Source organism: Parahoeflea alexandrii, from assembly GCF_027214025.1.
GTDB classification, from domain to species: domain Bacteria; phylum Pseudomonadota; class Alphaproteobacteria; order Rhizobiales; family Rhizobiaceae; genus Hoeflea; species Hoeflea alexandrii_A.
Genome location: NZ_JAPWHB010000005.1, coordinates 554,342 through 570,700, shown reverse-complemented (window position 1 = coordinate 570,700; position 16,359 = coordinate 554,342). Strand labels below are relative to the sequence as shown.

General features: G+C 62.7%; 14 protein-coding genes. 13 read left to right on the top strand and 1 reads right to left on the bottom strand.

What is annotated here, in order from left to right:
- Window positions 1-163 precede the first annotated feature (163 nt).
- The 7 genes from O4H62_RS19000 to O4H62_RS18970 all read left to right on the top strand — a co-directional run bounded on the left by O4H62_RS19000 (window position 164) and on the right by O4H62_RS18970 (window position 7,110).
- Window positions 164-1,093, top strand: a complete 930-nt coding sequence (locus tag O4H62_RS19000; protein ID WP_331284474.1) for a LysR family transcriptional regulator — start codon at window positions 164-166, stop codon at window positions 1,091-1,093.
- 437 nt (window positions 1,094-1,530) lie between these two features.
- Window positions 1,531-2,469 (top strand): LysR substrate-binding domain-containing protein, encoded by a 939-nt coding sequence (locus tag O4H62_RS18995; protein WP_269390225.1) that lies wholly within the window; start codon window positions 1,531-1,533, stop codon window positions 2,467-2,469.
- A gap of 238 nt (window positions 2,470-2,707) precedes the next feature.
- On the top strand, window positions 2,708-3,712 hold the full coding sequence (locus tag O4H62_RS18990; RefSeq protein WP_269390223.1) for a TRAP transporter substrate-binding protein: 1,005 nt from the start codon (window positions 2,708-2,710) through the stop codon (window positions 3,710-3,712).
- 3 nt (window positions 3,713-3,715) lie between these two features.
- On the top strand, window positions 3,716-4,201 hold the full coding sequence (locus O4H62_RS18985; protein ID WP_269390221.1) for a TRAP transporter small permease: 486 nt from the start codon (window positions 3,716-3,718) through the stop codon (window positions 4,199-4,201).
- Window positions 4,198-5,490, top strand: coding sequence for a TRAP transporter large permease (locus O4H62_RS18980; protein ID WP_269390220.1), 1,293 nt, complete (start codon window positions 4,198-4,200; stop codon window positions 5,488-5,490). Before O4H62_RS18985 ends, O4H62_RS18980 begins: the two co-directional genes overlap by 4 nt.
- 28 nt (window positions 5,491-5,518) lie before the next feature.
- Window positions 5,519-6,664, top strand: coding sequence for an aminotransferase class V-fold PLP-dependent enzyme (locus tag O4H62_RS18975; protein WP_269390218.1), 1,146 nt, complete (start codon window positions 5,519-5,521; stop codon window positions 6,662-6,664).
- Complete coding sequence (locus O4H62_RS18970) at window positions 6,661-7,110, top strand: hypothetical protein (protein ID WP_269390216.1); 450 nt, start codon at window positions 6,661-6,663, stop codon at window positions 7,108-7,110. Before O4H62_RS18975 ends, O4H62_RS18970 begins: the two co-directional genes overlap by 4 nt.
- A gap of 486 nt (window positions 7,111-7,596) precedes the next feature.
- On the opposite strand, the gene O4H62_RS18965 is transcribed toward O4H62_RS18970, so the two are convergent.
- Window positions 7,597-8,520, bottom strand: coding sequence for a LysR family transcriptional regulator (locus tag O4H62_RS18965; protein ID WP_269390215.1), 924 nt, complete (start codon window positions 8,518-8,520; stop codon window positions 7,597-7,599).
- Between the two features lie 183 nt (window positions 8,521-8,703).
- Here O4H62_RS18965 and O4H62_RS18960 point away from each other — a divergent pair, with 183 nt between their 5' ends.
- Genes O4H62_RS18960 through O4H62_RS18935 form a run of 6 tightly spaced genes read left to right on the top strand, consistent with a single transcriptional unit; the run spans window position 8,704 to window position 16,327 of the window.
- Window positions 8,704-9,882, top strand: a complete 1,179-nt coding sequence (locus tag O4H62_RS18960; protein WP_269390214.1) for a CaiB/BaiF CoA transferase family protein — start codon at window positions 8,704-8,706, stop codon at window positions 9,880-9,882.
- Window positions 9,883-9,941: 59 nt separating this feature from the next.
- Window positions 9,942-11,462 carry an ABC transporter substrate-binding protein gene (locus tag O4H62_RS18955; protein ID WP_269390213.1) on the top strand — a complete coding sequence of 507 codons (1,521 nt, stop codon included), beginning with the start codon at window positions 9,942-9,944 and terminating at the stop codon, window positions 11,460-11,462.
- 14 nt (window positions 11,463-11,476) lie between these two features.
- Window positions 11,477-12,421, top strand: a complete 945-nt coding sequence (locus O4H62_RS18950) for an ABC transporter permease (RefSeq protein WP_269390212.1) — start codon at window positions 11,477-11,479, stop codon at window positions 12,419-12,421.
- The gene (locus O4H62_RS18945) at window positions 12,418-14,343 is read left to right on the top strand and encodes a dipeptide/oligopeptide/nickel ABC transporter permease/ATP-binding protein (RefSeq protein WP_269390211.1); all 1,926 of its coding nucleotides are present in this window, start codon (window positions 12,418-12,420) and stop codon (window positions 14,341-14,343) included. The genes O4H62_RS18950 and O4H62_RS18945 overlap by 4 nt, the downstream gene beginning before the upstream one ends.
- Complete coding sequence (locus O4H62_RS18940; RefSeq protein WP_269390209.1) at window positions 14,340-15,371, top strand: ABC transporter ATP-binding protein; 1,032 nt, start codon at window positions 14,340-14,342, stop codon at window positions 15,369-15,371. The genes O4H62_RS18945 and O4H62_RS18940 overlap by 4 nt, the downstream gene beginning before the upstream one ends.
- Entirely contained in the window at window positions 15,368-16,327 is a 960-nt protein-coding gene (locus tag O4H62_RS18935) for an alpha/beta hydrolase family protein (protein ID WP_269390207.1), read from the top strand. The genes O4H62_RS18940 and O4H62_RS18935 overlap by 4 nt, the downstream gene beginning before the upstream one ends.
- Window positions 16,328-16,359 lie beyond the last annotated feature (32 nt).

Here is a 16,359-nt window from a genome sequence, read left to right as displayed (position 1 = left end):
GCCTGTCCGATCCAGTCGGCATCGCGACCAGGCTCGCCCGCACCAACAGGCCAGTCCGCCAGCGCTGCGCACAGAAAGTGCCTGAAAGCAGACTCTCCATCGAAGACTAACCGCCGCCCAGGGATTGCGTCCAATTCAAAGCCTTGCTTCGTCTGATGCCGAAATGGTATCAATAGAAATGGAATTGAGACAAATCCGGTATTTCATCGCCATCGCAGAAGAAGAGCATTTCGGCCGTGCCGCCAAGAGGTTGCGGATCGCGCAGCCGGCTCTGAGCCGTCAGATGCAAATGCTTGAGGCGGAGCTCGGCTTTGACTTGTTCGAGAGGCTGCCGCGCGGTGTGCGGCTCTCTCCGGCCGGCCGTGTCATGCTGTCGGAGATGAAGGAACTGGAACTTCAGCTCCAGCGCAGCATCGCCTCGGCACGCTCCGTCTCGACCGGCCAGCAGGGTGTGCTGCGTTTGAGCCTGATCGAGAGCGTGGCGTGGCACGGACTGATCCCCGACACGCTTCGTATGTTCCGGGAACTTCATCCCAATGTCGAGGTTTCGCTGGCAACCATGCCCACCGCGCTGCAGCTCTTCCATCTGCGGCAGCGAAATACCGAAGCCGCCCTGGTCTACAACCCGCTCAACATTGAGGATCTGGTTGCGATCCATCTGGCAGACTCGCCGGTCATCCTGGCGATGCCGCTGGGCTGCCCGCTGATCGAGAAGGAAGACATCTATCTGCGCGATCTCAAGGGATACTCCATGATCGGCTTCCAGCGCGCGGCCAGCCCGAAGTTCTTCGATGATCTGGACAATGCCGTTTCCACCGTTGATTTTTCACCGAATTACGTGGCGGAGCCGACCAACGAAACGGAAATCCTTGCCTTGGTCAGCACAGGGGCAGGCCTGGCTTTTGCGAACGCATTTCAGCAGTGGCGCCAACCCCACGGCGTACGGTTTGCTCCGATCAGGGATCTCAATGTATCCCAAGCCCTGAACCTGGTGCACAGGCGTAATGACATATCCCCGACACTCGCCGCGTTTCTTGCTGTCTTGAAGGATCTTGTGGAATCTAGCGAATTGCCGGAGACGAATGAGGCTTGACGGCCACATCTATCAGCGCAGTAATCTGCTCGGCATCCAGGCGCTTTCGGCTGACACGGTCCTCTGCGGTGCCATCGATTTCATCGTCCGGAACAGTTTCCTTGATGTCGTCCACATTGAAATTTCGAGGGAACTGCCCCCTCCACACCAGGGACGCCTCGTTGTCTCCCGAGTTGACGCGGAAGAACTCTGGATGTTCCTTGAATACCGCTTCCCAGCAGTTCGCACGCTTGCTCGTTCCACTGATCCTCCTCCCCCAAGACGGTAAACTCGACCACTTCGCCCAAGCCAAATTGCAAACAAGTCCCGAATGGAACACAAGGTGGATCGGACTTACTCACAGGCGTCGACCACTGGGCAAGAGGTCATCATGCACGTGAGTTCACATCCCACGACAACAGCAGCTGAAACCTGAGACCGAAGAAGGGCCTAGGCCAATGAGACTCAATCCGCTCAGGATATTTCTCGCAATCGTTGACACCGGCAGCCAGCACGCCGCATCGCGTGTCCTCGGGCTCACCCAGCCAGCTGTCACGAAAGCCCTGCAGAGGCTGGAGGCGGAACTTGATGTCCGCCTGTTCGACCGCTCCGTGCATGGCGCGGTTCTGACGGAATACGGGCAGGTGCTGCTTGCCCATGCAAGGCTTATCGATTCGGAACTCAAGACGTCCATCGAAGCGCTCGACCAGCTCAAGGGGGCCCGGAAGGGCTCGATCTCGGTTGCACTGTCGCATCTGCCCGGTACGCTGCTCCTGCCTGTGGTGCTCACCAATTTTCGCAAGAAATGGCCCGATATCAGCTTGCGTATCGCGGCCAGCGCCTATCCGTTCCTGCTGCCGCAGGTTCGCGAAGGTTCGCTCGACTTCGCCGTCGCGCCTGCGCCCGAAACCGATTGGCCTGAAGACCTTGTCCGCGAACCGCTGATGGCAACGACCCTTTCGCCGGTGGTGCGGCGCGGCCATCCGCTCGCATCGGCATCGAGACTGAAAGAGCTTGCGGGTGCCGAATGGGTGCTTCCGACCCAGGAAAGCGCCACGGCTCAGGCCCTGCACGCCGCGGCGAAGCGACTCGACATGCCCCGGCCGCTTTGCCAACTGACCTGCGAGACGTTCACCGCCATGATCATGACCGTTGCGTCAAGCGATCTGATCGGCCTCATTCCGAGCGAAATGGTCAAGAGCATCGCAACGCTTGCAGGCGTTGTCGAGGTGCCGATCGAGGACCGTCTGGAAAGTGCCGAGCTGTGCCTGATCCGCCGGCGGGCGAGCTTTTTCACGCCGGCGGCCGCGGCGCTTGCTGCCAGCTTCGGATCTGCGGCGCGCAACCTGTCCCGCGCCAACCAGCCCCCGCATGATGACAAAATGTTATTGGGATGATTATTCCTCGTCTTTCTCCACCCGGAGAAGCCCGTATCGTTCCAGTGCAACAGTCGGCTTGTCGGCATCGACCTGTTCTCCCAAAAAGGCCCGGTCAGAGCTGACCGGTGATCTTCGGGAGATGGAGCCGGGCCGGATAACCTGAAGCTTTTGACGTGTCGGCCCTTCGCGCTTGTGACGCGACACCGAGTGAACGGTCATCGGGTCAACCGAGGCCAAACCAGAATGGGGAATTTTGATGAAAACTCTTATTCGATCAATCCTGCTTGCCAGCGCCGTCATGGCGGCGACCGCGGCGCCGGCGCTCTCCCAGGAGATCAAGGTGGGCCTTTCCCTGCCTCAGAACGCGACAGGCTTTGATTTCGTCAACGGAATGTACGAAACCTTCAAGTCGGAAGTCGAAGCCAATTCCGACATGACGGTCAACCTCGTCTATGCCGGAGCGCTGGGCGCACCCAATGAACGCCTCAACCAGATGCGGCGCGGCGTCATCCAGATGAGCGACGCGGCCGACGGCAATTACGCGACCATCCACCGCGACATCCAGATCCTCAACATGCCTTATCTGTTTCCCACGGAACAAACCGCCTGGGCGGTGTTTGACGGTCCCTTTGGACAGGCACTGGCGGAAGACGTGCGAGCAAAGACCGGCATCCGGGTTCTCGGATGGTGGGAATCGGGCGGCTTCAAGCATTTCAGCGCGAACAAGGCGATCCAGGCAACCGCTGACATGCAGGGCCTGAAAATGCGCGTGCTCGGTCCGCTGGCGACGATACCAGTCGAGGCGCTCGGCGCGTCGGCAGCTCCAGTCGCCTTCGGCGAACTCTACACCTCGCTCAAGACCGGCGTCGTCGACGGGCAGGACAATTCGGTTTCGGTTTTCAACCTGGTCAAGCTTTATGAAGTGCAGTCGCATCTCACCCTGACCGGCCACACCTATGCGTTCGGCCCCCTCGGCATCAATGACCGTTTCTTCACCGGCCTCGACGAGGCCAAGCAGAAGGTGATCACCGATGCGGCAACCAAGGCCATCGCGTTCAACCGCGCCAAGTCCCGCGAAATGGAAGCCGGCGCCATTGAATTCGCCAAGCAGAACGGCGTCACCGTCATCGAGCTTGACCAGGACGCCAAGGCGGCGTTCCGCGATGTCATGCAGCCCGCAGCCATTGGCTGGCTCAAGGACAATGTCGATACACCTGCCCTGATCGACGACGCAATCCGTGCGGCAAAAGCGGCGGAATAAACCATGACCTCGATGGCGCGCATCATCATCGACCTTGTCGACAAGGGCTTGCGCGCCATCGCGGCGCTGTGTCTGGTTGCCCTCGCCATGCTCGTGGTCTTCCAGGTGATCAGCCGCTACGGCTGGGGCAGCGTCCCGCTCTTTACCGAGGAAACGGCACGCTATGCCATGATCTGGATGGCGCTGCTCGCCGCCGCGATCGGGGTACGCGACGCCGCCCATATCCGGATCGATTTCGTGCCGACCATGCTGGGCGCGGTGTCGCCCAAGGCGCGGCGGATCCTGGAGGTGCTACTCGATGTCATTTCGCTCATGGTCTTCCTGACGCTGATCTGGTTCGGCGCCGACACAATGATGTTTGCCGCCGGCCAGACCAGCGAGGGGATGCAGATCCCGCTTTCCTACCCCTACAGCATCCTGCCGATCTCGTTCTTCTTTGCATCGGTGTTCGCGATGCTGCGCATCATCGCCGGGGACGCCCGCTCGTGACCCTTTCCCTGCTTGCCCTTCTCGTCAGCTTTCTGGGCCTGATCCTGGTCGGCCTTCCGATTGCCTGGGCCATGATGGCTTCTGTCCTGGTCTGGGTGTCCATGACCGGAAACTGGTCTTTCCTTCCGATCACCTCCGAGCGGGTCTACCAGGGCATGGACAGTTTCGTGCTGATGGCGGTGCCGCTGTTCATCCTCGCAGGCGAGATGGTCAACGCCGGAAAAATCACCGACCGTCTGGTCAACTTCGCCAACGCCATCTTCGGCTGGATGCGCGGCGGGCTTGCCCAGGTGAATGTCGGCGCATCGATCCTGTTTTCCGGCATCACCGGCGTGGCGCTGGGCGATATCGCCTCGCTGGGCCGCGTCTTCATCCCGGCGATGATCCGCCAGGGCTATACGCCGGCCTATGCAGCGGCGGTGACTGCCTCCTCGTCGATCATCGGGCCGATGGTTCCGCCGTCGCTGATCGCGGTGATCTACGGCTCCATGTCGGATGTCTCGATCGGCGCGCTGATGGCGGCGACGCTGATCCCGGGCCTGCTGATCGGGGTTGTCCAGATGGGGCTGGTGGCTGTGCAGGCGCGGATCTACGATTTTCCACGCGTCGAGATGGACCGCTCGCCGCGCGCCATCGGTCGCGCCACCGGCCATGCCCTTGTTCCGCTGATGATCCCGGTGATCATCCTCACAGGGATGCTCGGCGGGATCATGACGCCCACGGAGGCCGGTGGCATTGCCGCTGCCTATGCGCTCATCGTATCCGTCGTCCTCTACCGGTCGATCCGCCTGTCCGCGCTGGCCGATGTGTTCAGCCGCTCAGCGCTTTTTTCCGGGCAACTGCTGATCATTGTCGGCTGCGGCGCGGCATTCTCCTGGGCGATGGGAATGGAGAACGTGCCGCAACTGGTTGGCGCCACGGTCGAGAACTGGGGCCTGGGCTATCTGGGCACGATGCTGGTGTTCAACCTGATCTTGCTGGTGCTCGGCATGGTCATCGATCCGACCACCGTCATCATCCTGTTCGGCCCGCTGCTCTCGCTCGCCGCAACGCGGGCCGGGATCGACCCGTTGCATTTCGGAGCTGTCGCCATTCTCAACCTGAATGTCGGCCTGCTCACGCCGCCGCTTGGTGTGTGTCTGTTCGCTGCGGAAAAAATCGCCGGCTGCGGACTGGGGCCGCTATTGCGTTCGACAGCGCCCTTCCTGCTGGTGACGCTGGGCATGCTGGTGCTGGTTGCCGCCTTCCCCGGCATCAGCCTCTGGCTTCCCGGCGTTCTCGGTTTCTAAGACAATGACAAAGGCAGCATGAACGATCATGACACAAGAGACACAAGACGGTTCTGGCTACTTCCTCTACCATTCGATCGGCATGTATCCCGGCAAGGCCGAGGACATGGAGGCCGCGTTTTCCGGCTTCTCGAAGAGCTGGGGCGCGCTGGATGACGGCCAGTGGATGCGGGCGCTGGGCGCGCGGCAGCAGTTCATCGACCTGTGGAGCGATCTGATTGGAGCCCCGAAAGGCACGCTCACTTCAGCGGAGAACGTAACGACCGCGCTTTACAGTCTCATCGGGGCCCTGCCCGAACATCATCTCAAGGGCCGGACGCTGCTGGTTGCGGGCGACTGCTTTCCGAGTCTGCACTTCCTACTTGTGGGCCTGGCAAAACGGTTCGGCTTCACGCTCAGAACCGTGCCGCTGCGGCCGGGCGAAAGCTGGGTCCGCGACGAGGACATGATCGCGGCCTGGGACGAGAGCGTCGGGCTTGCCTTGCTGACCTTCGTCACGTCCACCGCCTCGCACCGCTGCGACCTCGAAATCCTCGTCGCCCATGGGCGCAAGATGGGCAGCCTGGTCGGCGTCGACATCACCCAGGGCGTAGGTCTGTTGCCGTTCCACGTCGACCAACCGCAGGTGGACTTCACAGTATCGACAAGCCTCAAATGGCTGTGCGGAACGCCCGGCGCCGGGATCATCCACGTGGCGGAGCCGCTGCTTGCGACCTGCGAGCCCGAACTGCGCGGCTGGTTCAGCCAGGACAACATCTTTTCATGGGATCTCGACGCCTTCGCCTATGCCGGCGACGCCCGCCGTTTTGACCACGGCACACCTTCGGTGCTGGCTTGCGCCGGTTCCGTGCCGGCGCTGCAATGGCACGCCCGGCAGGATCAGCCCGCCTTGCTTGCGCATAACCGCAGCCTCGGCCAGGCCATCATCGATGCCGCGCCTTCGCTCGGCATGGAGCTGGCAAGCCCGCGCGACGCTGCGCGCCGGGGAGGCAGCATCATGCTGAAACTGCCGGAGGGGGCCGACCCCGCGTCGTCGGTCGACCGGTTGCGCGATCAGGGCATTTTTACCGATTGCCGGGGGCGGACCATGCGGCTTTCGCCGGGAACGGTAACGAACGCGGAAGGCGTTGACCGGCTCTTTGCCGGGCTGAGAGGAGTTGCGAAGGCAGCATGATCAATCCGTCTTCAAACTACGCGCACAGCGTGACCGGCCTTCTTGATGTGCCGGCCGAAGCCGCATTCACTTTCATGGCCGATCCGATCGCTCTTGGACAATGGTCGCTTGGTTGCATGAATACCCGATCTGTGAAGCAGACAAGGACCCACTCCGGTCATTCGCTGTTTGACGGCGCGCAAGGGTTTTTCGAAATCGAGACAGATCGTGACCGCCTGATTGTAGATTATCACCTGGGGTCGCCGGAACACATGGTTCCCAGAGTGTCTGCCAGGATAGTGCCCGCCGACATCTGCGGATTGGGCAAAGAGCAATGCTATGTCACGCTGACAGCCTGGCGCGCGACCGATATGGATGACGCCCGGTGGCACCGTCTTTGTGTCACCCACGAGGCGGAAATGTACCTTATCAAGTCGCAGTGCGAAGCGACATACTCTCGCGTTTGACTTTGTGGGTTTCCAGCTTGAAACGCACACCGCGTGGCAAACCAGGTGATCGCGGATGATGGTACGGTCTGGACTTGGCCGGAAATAGCTAGGCCCAGAACCCATTGATGTGCATTGATCGGCTGGCATGATCCAGGATGGCAAGGGAGCTCGCCGTCGCTGATTTGTTTCAGTTCTCGTCCGGCCAGCGAACACCCGATCGAGGACTGGGACCTATGATCGCGAGATGCTATGCGGTCCTTGTGATTGCAAATGGGGCAAACACCAAGGCTGCATTTGTAACCGCTTGCAGGCCTGAGTCCTCCCGGCCGCGGTGCGGGTTATAACCCGCCTTGTCGTGCGGCGGCCGGTTTCCCGCCGGTACCGGCCATTTCTGCAACTCGGCGCAACCACTGGTTTGAACCACTACGTTCCTCCAGACAACAAGGAAGACCTGAACAACAATCAAGAATTCTTATCTCTTCGAGAGGCTTCTGTAAGCGTTGGTTAATCCTGTCGAAGCATGCGCTCCCACTCGCTCTCGCTGCGTTTCAATTCCTCGAAAAAATATTTGTAGAGCAACTCCGCCGGTCGGGATAACGGACGCCTTACAGGGTGAATGAGGGCCAGTTCGACACTCAGCACCGGTTCGGTGATGGGGTTGACGGTGACACGGTCGTTGCCGAGTTCCTTCAAGCCGATCCAGTAAGGCAGGATCGATGACCAGTCGGTAAGCGCCACAAACTCGAGTCCTGCGGAGAGACTAGCGATCGAAATGGTGCGTTCGACCGCGATCTCGCCATTGCGCATGGCGCTTTCGATCCGCGGCCGCAGACTGTGGGTCGCGGACGGAATGGAGAGCTTCAGCGGCAAGACTTCATTGAGGCGAAGCGGTTGCATCGGCATGAAGCCGCGACGCGATCCGGAGATGAGCGCAACCGGGAACCGCCCGATAGGGGTCGCTGCCAGCCCCACCTGCGGCTTGGCAAACTGGCCGACATAGAAGTCGAGGCCGCCGCGGGACGCCTCGGCGACCAGGGCATCCGCGGTCCCGCTCGATATCTCGATATCGATCTTCGGGAATTCACGGGTGTACCTGGCCAGTGTCTGCGGCAGCACGGCCTTGGCGAGCCCCGGCGCGAAACCTGCCGAGACAGTACCGCTCAATCCGGCCGAGAAATCCTCGAGCTCGGTCTCGGCCTCGGAGACAGCCTTGAGTATTGCCAGGCAACGCGCATAGAACCGCCAGCCGGCGGCCGTGGGCTTGACCCCGCGCCGCGTTCGCTCGAGCAATCCGGCCCCGAGCCGCGCCTCGAGCGCGCTCATTTGCTGGCTGATCCCCGACGCCGTGCAGTTCAGTCGCATTGCCGCAGCACTCAACGACCCCTCCTCGCAGGCGGCGACGAAATAGCGGATTTGTCTCAAGTCCATCGAGGCATCCATCTTCAGGTTTCAGGAAACTGTAACACAGACCTTAGCAAATATAACTACCGGTAATAGCACACTCAACTCTATGCTTCGACCAGGCGGCTCTGGGAGGAGCCTCGTGCCGGCAGGGACCGGAGCGCATTTGAAGCGCTCCGCGCCGTCCAGCACCGAGAACAGGAGAACTGCATGCTTCCGCTCGAAGGATTTAGGGTCCTCGACCTGACCCATGTGCTGGCTGGCCCCTGTGCCACCCACCACCTGCGCTGTATGGGCGCCGAGGTGATAAAGATCGAGCGGCCCGGCGGCGGCGATCCGATGCGGGCGCTAGACATGCAGCCGGCACTCAGCGGGCTGACACCCGGCTTTCGCGCGCTCAACGCCGGCAAGAAGTCCGTTGTGATCGATCTGGCGACAGAGGAAGGTCGTGCGCTGCTTCTGCGGATCGCGGCCGGCTGCGACGTGTTCGTAGAGAACTTCCGGCCGGGCGCCGCCCGCCGGCTGGGCCTTGCTCCCGAAGATATCCGCGCCGTGCGCCCCGACGTTATTTACTGCTCGATCTCGGGCTGGGGCCAGAGCGGACCCAACAGCGCTCGGGGTGCCTATGATCACGTGATCCAGGCGGCGACCGGCATGATGGCATTGCAGGGAGGCGGCGCCGACGAGCCGCCGGTGAAGGTCGGATTTCCGGTGATCGACATCGCCACGGGGATGTCCGCGGCCGAAGCGATCCTCGCCGCGCTCATCCGCCGGCTTCGCGGCGACACAGCACCCATCACGCTGGATGTTTCGATGGTCGACTGCGCGCTGGCGCTGATGTCCGGCCCCGTCGCCAATACGCTGTCGAGCGGACTGGCGCCCGAACGTGTGGGAAATCGCGGTTTCGTCGGAAGTCCGGGCGCGGAAACCTTCGCGACGGCGGACGGTCATATCTCGGTCGCAGCCAACACGATGGGGCAGTTCACCATACTCTGCCGCTTGCTCGGCCGCCCGGAACTGTGCTTGCCACCCTTTCTACCTGCAGGCTTGTCGAGCGGCGCTTTCCTTGCGAACGCGGCGACCGAAGAACTGCGCGGCGAACTGGGGCGGGCATTCGCAACGGCTTCCGCCGATGCTCTGGAAACGGCTCTGAACGAGGCGGGCGTGCCGGCGGCGCGGGTGCGCGATCTCGGCGAGTATCTCTCAGAGCTCTATCCACAGACGCCGGGCATCGGCGTCGAGGGCGAACCGGTGGCACTGGGGCCGGCGTTTCGCTGGGTCGGCCAGCCCGCGACTGCACTGCCGCGTGCGCCGCACCTGGGAGAGCACACCGAGACTTACAAATCGATTGCAGAGCCGGAATTGGTCAGACCCGAAAGTGCAAGATAGCGGGTTGCAGGCCGATGCCGACGGGAGTTCGTACTGGGATTCAATAGGGAGGAATAGAAATGAAAGCTTTGATAAGGAATTCAATCGTGTCGGCCGTGGTGTGTGTCGGGCTGGGGCTTGGCGCGACCGCAAATGCCGAACCTTCGGGCACGTTCAAATACGCCGAGCAGGTGAAACTCATCACCATGGATCCGCAGCAGCAGAGCGGCTCCGGCGTCCCATACCTGCGGCCGGTCTATGAATCGCTGTTCGAGAAGGCGCCTGACGGCAAGGCCGTGCCGTTGCTTGCCACCGGATACGAGATCGACGGCCTGAACGTGAAGATCATGCTGCGCCAGGGCATAAGCTTCTCCAACGGCGAGGCTTTCAACGCCGAAGTCGCCGCGGCCAACATCAACCGCGGCGTCCAGCTTGCCATCATCGAGGGTCTCAAGACCGTCGAAAGCGCTGAGGCGATCGACGACTACACCTTCGTCATCAAGCTCAAGGAGCCGGACCCGGCGATCATCGACAGCCTGTGCTACACCGGCGGCATGATGCTGGCCCCGGCGGCGATGGCCGATCCGACGATCGACCGCAATCCGATCGGCACCGGTCCCTATGTTCACAGCAAGGACCAATCGCGCGAGGGCGAGGTGCAGGTTTACACGCCGAACCCGACCTATTGGGACAAGGAAATGATCGGGCTTTCCCGCTACGAGGTGTGGGAAATCCCGGACGACACCGCGCGTCTGAACGCGCTGAAGACCGGCCAGATCGACGCCGGCAACTGGCTCGCCAACCCGCAGGCCGCGATCATCGACCGCACGGCAGGCCTGAAGCTCGTCCGCAACACCGGCGGCCTCAATTACCACGTGATCATCTCCGACCGCGAGGGCACCGTCGTCCCCGCCTTCGCCGACCGCAACGTGCGGCTGGCGATGGCCCATTCCATCGACCGCGCGGCGTTCGGCAAGGCGGTGCTGTTCGGCCTGTCTGAGGATTCCTACCAGCCCTACGCTAAGGGCAGCTGGGCCTACAATCCGGACCTCGAGGGCGTCTATGCCTACGACGTCGATAAGGCCAAGGAGTACATGGCCAAATCGGCGTTCCCGGACGGATTCACATTCGACATGCCCTCGATCCCGATCTACCAGTCGCGGCTCGAGGCGCTGGCAGGCTTCTTCAAGGAAATCGGCATCACCATGAACATCGCGCCGGTGGAACCAGGCACCCTTGCGCGGCGCAGCCGCACGACGGATTTCCCGGCGACCAATCTGGTCTGGAACACCAACACCGATCCGAAGTTCCTGTCGCTTCGCTACATCTACGAGGACGCCGCCTACAATCCGTTCAAGACCAAGCCGAGCGAGGAACTGTTGTCGCTGGCCGAAGCCGGTCTGCAGTCGGTCGAGACCGATGTGCGCGGACCGATCTACCAGAAACTCGCGGCGAAACTGGCCGAGGAAGCATTCCTGATCTTCGTGGCCAATTCGCCGATCCTCATCGGTGCCAGCGAAAAGACCGACGCCAACCCGACGGTCGTCTATCGCTACGGCGAGGATTCGATTAATCTTCGTGGCCTCAAGGCGAACGACTGAACAGCGGATCCCCCATGTTGAAGCTCATCGTTCAGCGTCTTCTCGCGCTGCTGCCCCTGTTGTTCATCGTCTCGGTGCTGACGTTCTCGTTCACGTCGCTGCTGCCGAGCGATCCGGTCGATCTGATCATCGGCGACACCGGCACAGAGGAACAGTACGAGATCGTGCGCGAACGGCTGGGCCTCAACGAGCCGATCCACCTGCGCTACCTTCAATGGCTCGGGCGGGCGGTCCAGGGGGATCTGGGGTCTTCGTTCTTCAACAGCGTCAGTGTGATGGGAGCCGTGATGCAGCGGCTCCCGGTCACGCTGTCCCTGACGGCGATGTCGGCCCTCATAGCGATCGTCATCGGTGTCGCCGCAGGCGTTGCGGCGGCGCTGAGACCCAGGTCCTGGGTGGACCGCTTCGCAACAATCGGCGCCACCTTCGGACAGGCAGTCCCGAATTTCTGGTTCGGCCTGATCCTGGTCGCCATCTTCGCGGTCAATCTGCGCTGGTTTCCGGCAACAGGCTTCACGCCGCTGACCGAGTCTCCGTGGGAGTGGCTCCGCAGCGTGATCCTGCCTTCAATCGCGCTCGGGACCTCCTCGAGCGCAGCAATCGCGCGGCAGGTGCGATCGGCGATGGTCGGCGTTCTCCAGCAGGACTACATCCGCGCCGCGCGGGCCCAGGGCCTGTCGACCCGGCGCATCATCTTCCGGCACGCGCTGACCAACGCCCTTGTGCCGGTGGTCGCCGTTCTGTCCTTCCAGATCACCGTTCTGCTGGGCGGTGCACTGATCGTCGAGCAGGTGTTTGCCATCAACGGGCTCGGTACGCTTGCCATCGCGGCAGTCCGGCAGCAGGACATTCCTTTGCTGCAGGGCTTGGTGCTGGTCATGGTCGGACTGGTCGTGCTGGTCCAACTCGCGACCGACATCATCTACGGCCTGCTCAATCCAAAGGCGCGGCCCTCATGACCATCAAGTCCGACAATCTGTCTGGAGCGGTGCGGCACCGCGCCCGGTGGCGGCCGAACGGTGCGCAGATCATCACCGGCATGGCGACGGGATTTCTGGTGCTTCTCGCCTTCCTCGCCGTTTTCGCGGACTGGGTGTCGCCCTACGACCCGTTGCGACAGAACCTGATGGAAGCCTTGCAGGGACCGTCCGCTGCCCATTGGCTCGGCACCGACGACCTCGGGCGCGACGTGCTCAGCCGGCTGATCCATGGCTGCCGGATCGCAGCAATCGCGGCGGCGGAAGCAACCACGATCGCCGTCCTTCTCGGCGTGCCCATCGGACTGTTCATCGGGTACCGCGGCGGAATGTGGGACTGGGTCGTCATGCGCATCGTCGAGGCGGTGGTCTCGATCCCCGGCATCATGGTGGCCATCGTCATCATCGCCATTCTCGGCGCGGGACTGCACCGGGCGATGATCGCACTCGGCATCCTGTTTTCCACCTCGTTCCTGCGTCTGGCGCGTGGCGTGGTGCTGGCCGAGCGCGAGGAAGTCTATGTCCGCTCCGCCCGCGTCGTCGGCGCATCGGACAATCGCATCCTCATCCGGCACATCTTTCCCAACATCGCGCCGCCGCTGATCGTGCAGGTGACGCTGACCGTCGGCGCGGTGCTGCTTGCCGAGGCGGGCCTGAGCTTTATCGGACTTGGCGTCCAGCCACCGCAGGCAAGCTGGGGCACGATGCTCAACACTGCCGCGGCCTTCATGGACTTCAACTGGTTCCTGTCGGTGCCTCCCGGCGTTGCAATCATCCTGACGGTGCTTTCCGTCAATCTCCTGGGTGACGTGCTGCGCGATTCGATCGGCCGGGGAATCGCGGTCGCCGTCACGCCGGATAAGCCGGCCCAGCGTTTTGCGCCAGAACCGGTGGCTGCAGAACCCGTATCGCTCGCCCGCCGTGCGGACGAGATCCTGCGGGTCGAAAACCTTCAGGTGATGGTGCCGGCGCGGAGCGGCGGCGAAGTTCCGGTGATCACCGACCTGTCTCTGAGCATCGCCAGGGGCGAGACGCTCGGTCTGGTCGGCGAATCCGGCAGCGGCAAGACCCTGACCGGGCTTGCGATCCTTGGCCTGCTCGCAACCGGCGTCCGCACCACTCACGGCTCGATCATGCTCAATGGCCGGGATCTCAGGGAGCTCACACGCCATCAGATGGAACAGGTGCGCGGCAACGAGGCTGCGATGGTCTTTCAGGATCCGACCACCAGCCTCAACCCGGCTTTCACCGTTGGCAGCCAGATTTCCGAGGTTCTGCGCATGAAGCAGAGCCTCACCCGGAAACAGGCCTGGAACCGCACGGTGGAACTCATCGACCGCGTCGGTATCCCGCGGCCGGAGGAGCGTGCGCGGGCCTATCCACACGAGCTGTCCGGCGGCATGGCCCAGCGCGTGGCGATTGCCCGGGCGCTGAGCTGCAATCCATCGCTGCTGATCGCCGACGAGCCGACCACCGCCCTCGACGTGACCGTGCAGCAGGAGATCCTCGATCTGTTCCGCGACCTGCAGGCCGAGTTCGGCATGGCGATCCTGTTCGTCACCCACGATCTCGCCGTCGCGGCCGACATCTGCGACCGCATCGCGGTCATGTATGCGGGCGAGATGGTGGAGATGGCCGATGTCGATCCGCTTTTTGCCGAACCGCGGCACCCCTATACAAGCGGCCTGCTCAGCGCCATGCCGCATGCCTCCGACCGCATGCCGCCGCTGCCGACCATTCGCGGCAATGTTCCAAGACCCGGCGACTGGCCGGTCGGCTGCCGCTTCTCCGATCGCTGCGATTACAAAATCGCTGCTTGCGATGCGCGCATCCCGCTGGTCGGCACCGAGAGACAGGTGCGCTGCATCCGTGCCTGCGAATTCGGCATGGAGGCGGCGTCGTGACCGACAATCCACTGCTTGAGATCACCGACCTCCAGGTCACCTATTCTGGCCGCTCGCTGTTTGGCTTCGGCGGAAAACAGTTTCATGCGGTCAAGGGGGCGACCCTGTCGATCCGCGCCGGCGAGACGCTTGGGCTGGTCGGAGAGTCGGGCTCCGGCAAATCCTCCATCGCCAACGCCGTGCTCGGCTTGGTCAAGGCCTCCAGCGGCTCGATCCGCTTCGGCGACGTCGAGCTGGCGTCGCTGAAGACGCGCTATCCGCCCGCCATCCGCAGCCAGATCCAGGCGGTGTTCCAGGACCCCTATTCCTCGCTCAATCCGTCGATGACGGTCGAGGCGATCGTCACCGAGCCGCTGCGCGTGCACACCAGCATGGACCGGGCAGAGCGGCGGGCCCGCGCCGTCGAACTCTTGAAGCTGGTGTCGCTTTCCGAGGAACATCTCGACCGCCATCCGCACCAGTTTTCCGGCGGCCAGCGGCAGCGCATCGCCATTGCCTCGGCGCTGGCACTGCAACCGAAGCTGATCGTGCTCGACGAGCCGGTGAGCGCACTCGACGTGTCGACCCAGAACCAGATCATCAACCTGCTCTATGAACGACGCGCCGAGTTTGGCATCGCGTATCTGATGATCGCCCACGATCTGGCGCTGGTGCACCACATCTCGGACCGCATTGCGGTGATGTATCTGGGCCATGTCGTCGAGGAAGGTCCGTCCGACCGCGTCTATCATGCGCCGGCGCACCCCTATACAAGGGCGCTGCTCGATGCCGTGCCGCTGCTTGATCCGCAGGCGCAGCGGCAGAGGCGTACAGCGCGCAAGTCCGCCCCGGCTTCCGACGCGCCGCGGCTGTCGGTGTCGGGCTGCCCTTACCAGAACCGCTGTCCACACGTCATGTCGCGCTGCCGGTCGGAAATGCCGCCGGCCTATGCGATCGACGGCGGCGGGACGGCGAGCTGCTTTCTCCATGCCACCGAAACCTGCGACACGGTGAGAACCGCCAAGGACAAGGAGTCCGTTGTTTCATGAGCGAAGCCTCGTATCCGCCCGCCTCCCGGCACGGGAACGTCAAGGTACGAACCGACATCGAACTGACCGGCGTGACCGACGGGATGGCGCTGCCGCTTGTGTGCCGCTGGCCGGAAGACAGCCTTCCCCGGGGATACGTCGTCTTTTGCCACGGATTGAGCGCCAGCGGCCGTGACTATGCAGATCTTTCCGCATACTGGGCGGCTCGTGGCTATCTGGTGATCCACCCGACCTTCCCCGACTGGATCGGGGCGGTTGCCGCAGCCGAACCGCATCTCGGTCTCGATCCGGCCGGCGACCTCTCGGCCTGGCAGGCCGATCCGCAGGTCCGGGCACGCATGTTCGAGATTCTGCATGAGCCATGGTACTGGTTCGAGCGAATTCGGATTGTCCGGCGGGTGATGGGCGGACTCGATGCGATCATGGCCGGGACGTGCGGACGATTGCCAGATCCGGTTCCCGGAGCCATCGCCGGCCATTCCTTCGGCGCCTACACCTCGCAACTCTTGGCCGGTGCCTGGATCGATCTCCCCGGCGAGGGACCGCGAAATTTCAGGGATGACCGCTTCTCAGCCGCGATCCTGCTCAGCGCGCAGGGCCGTGACCAGCAGGGCCTGCGAGAAGGATCATGGGACGATATCAGCGGCCCGCTGCTCAACGTGACCGGCACGCTTGACGGTGGAGCCAAGGGCCAGGACTGGCACTGGAAGGTGGAGCCCTATGAATTTGCGCCGCCGGGCGACAAGTATCTCGCTCTCCTGACCGATGCTAATCACTATCTCGGCGGCATCGCACGGCCCGACCAGTCGCCCGTGCCTGCGCACAAGCAGGCTGTTGAACAGCTTACGCTCGCGTTTCTGGACGCCTATCTGTTGAAAGACGCACCAGCGAAAGACTGGCTTGCGCGCCTGGATGACCGGATCGGCAACTGCGAGCTTCTGTTCAAGCGGAAATAGCGACAGACAAGCGGGAGCTTCCCCTGGGCGGG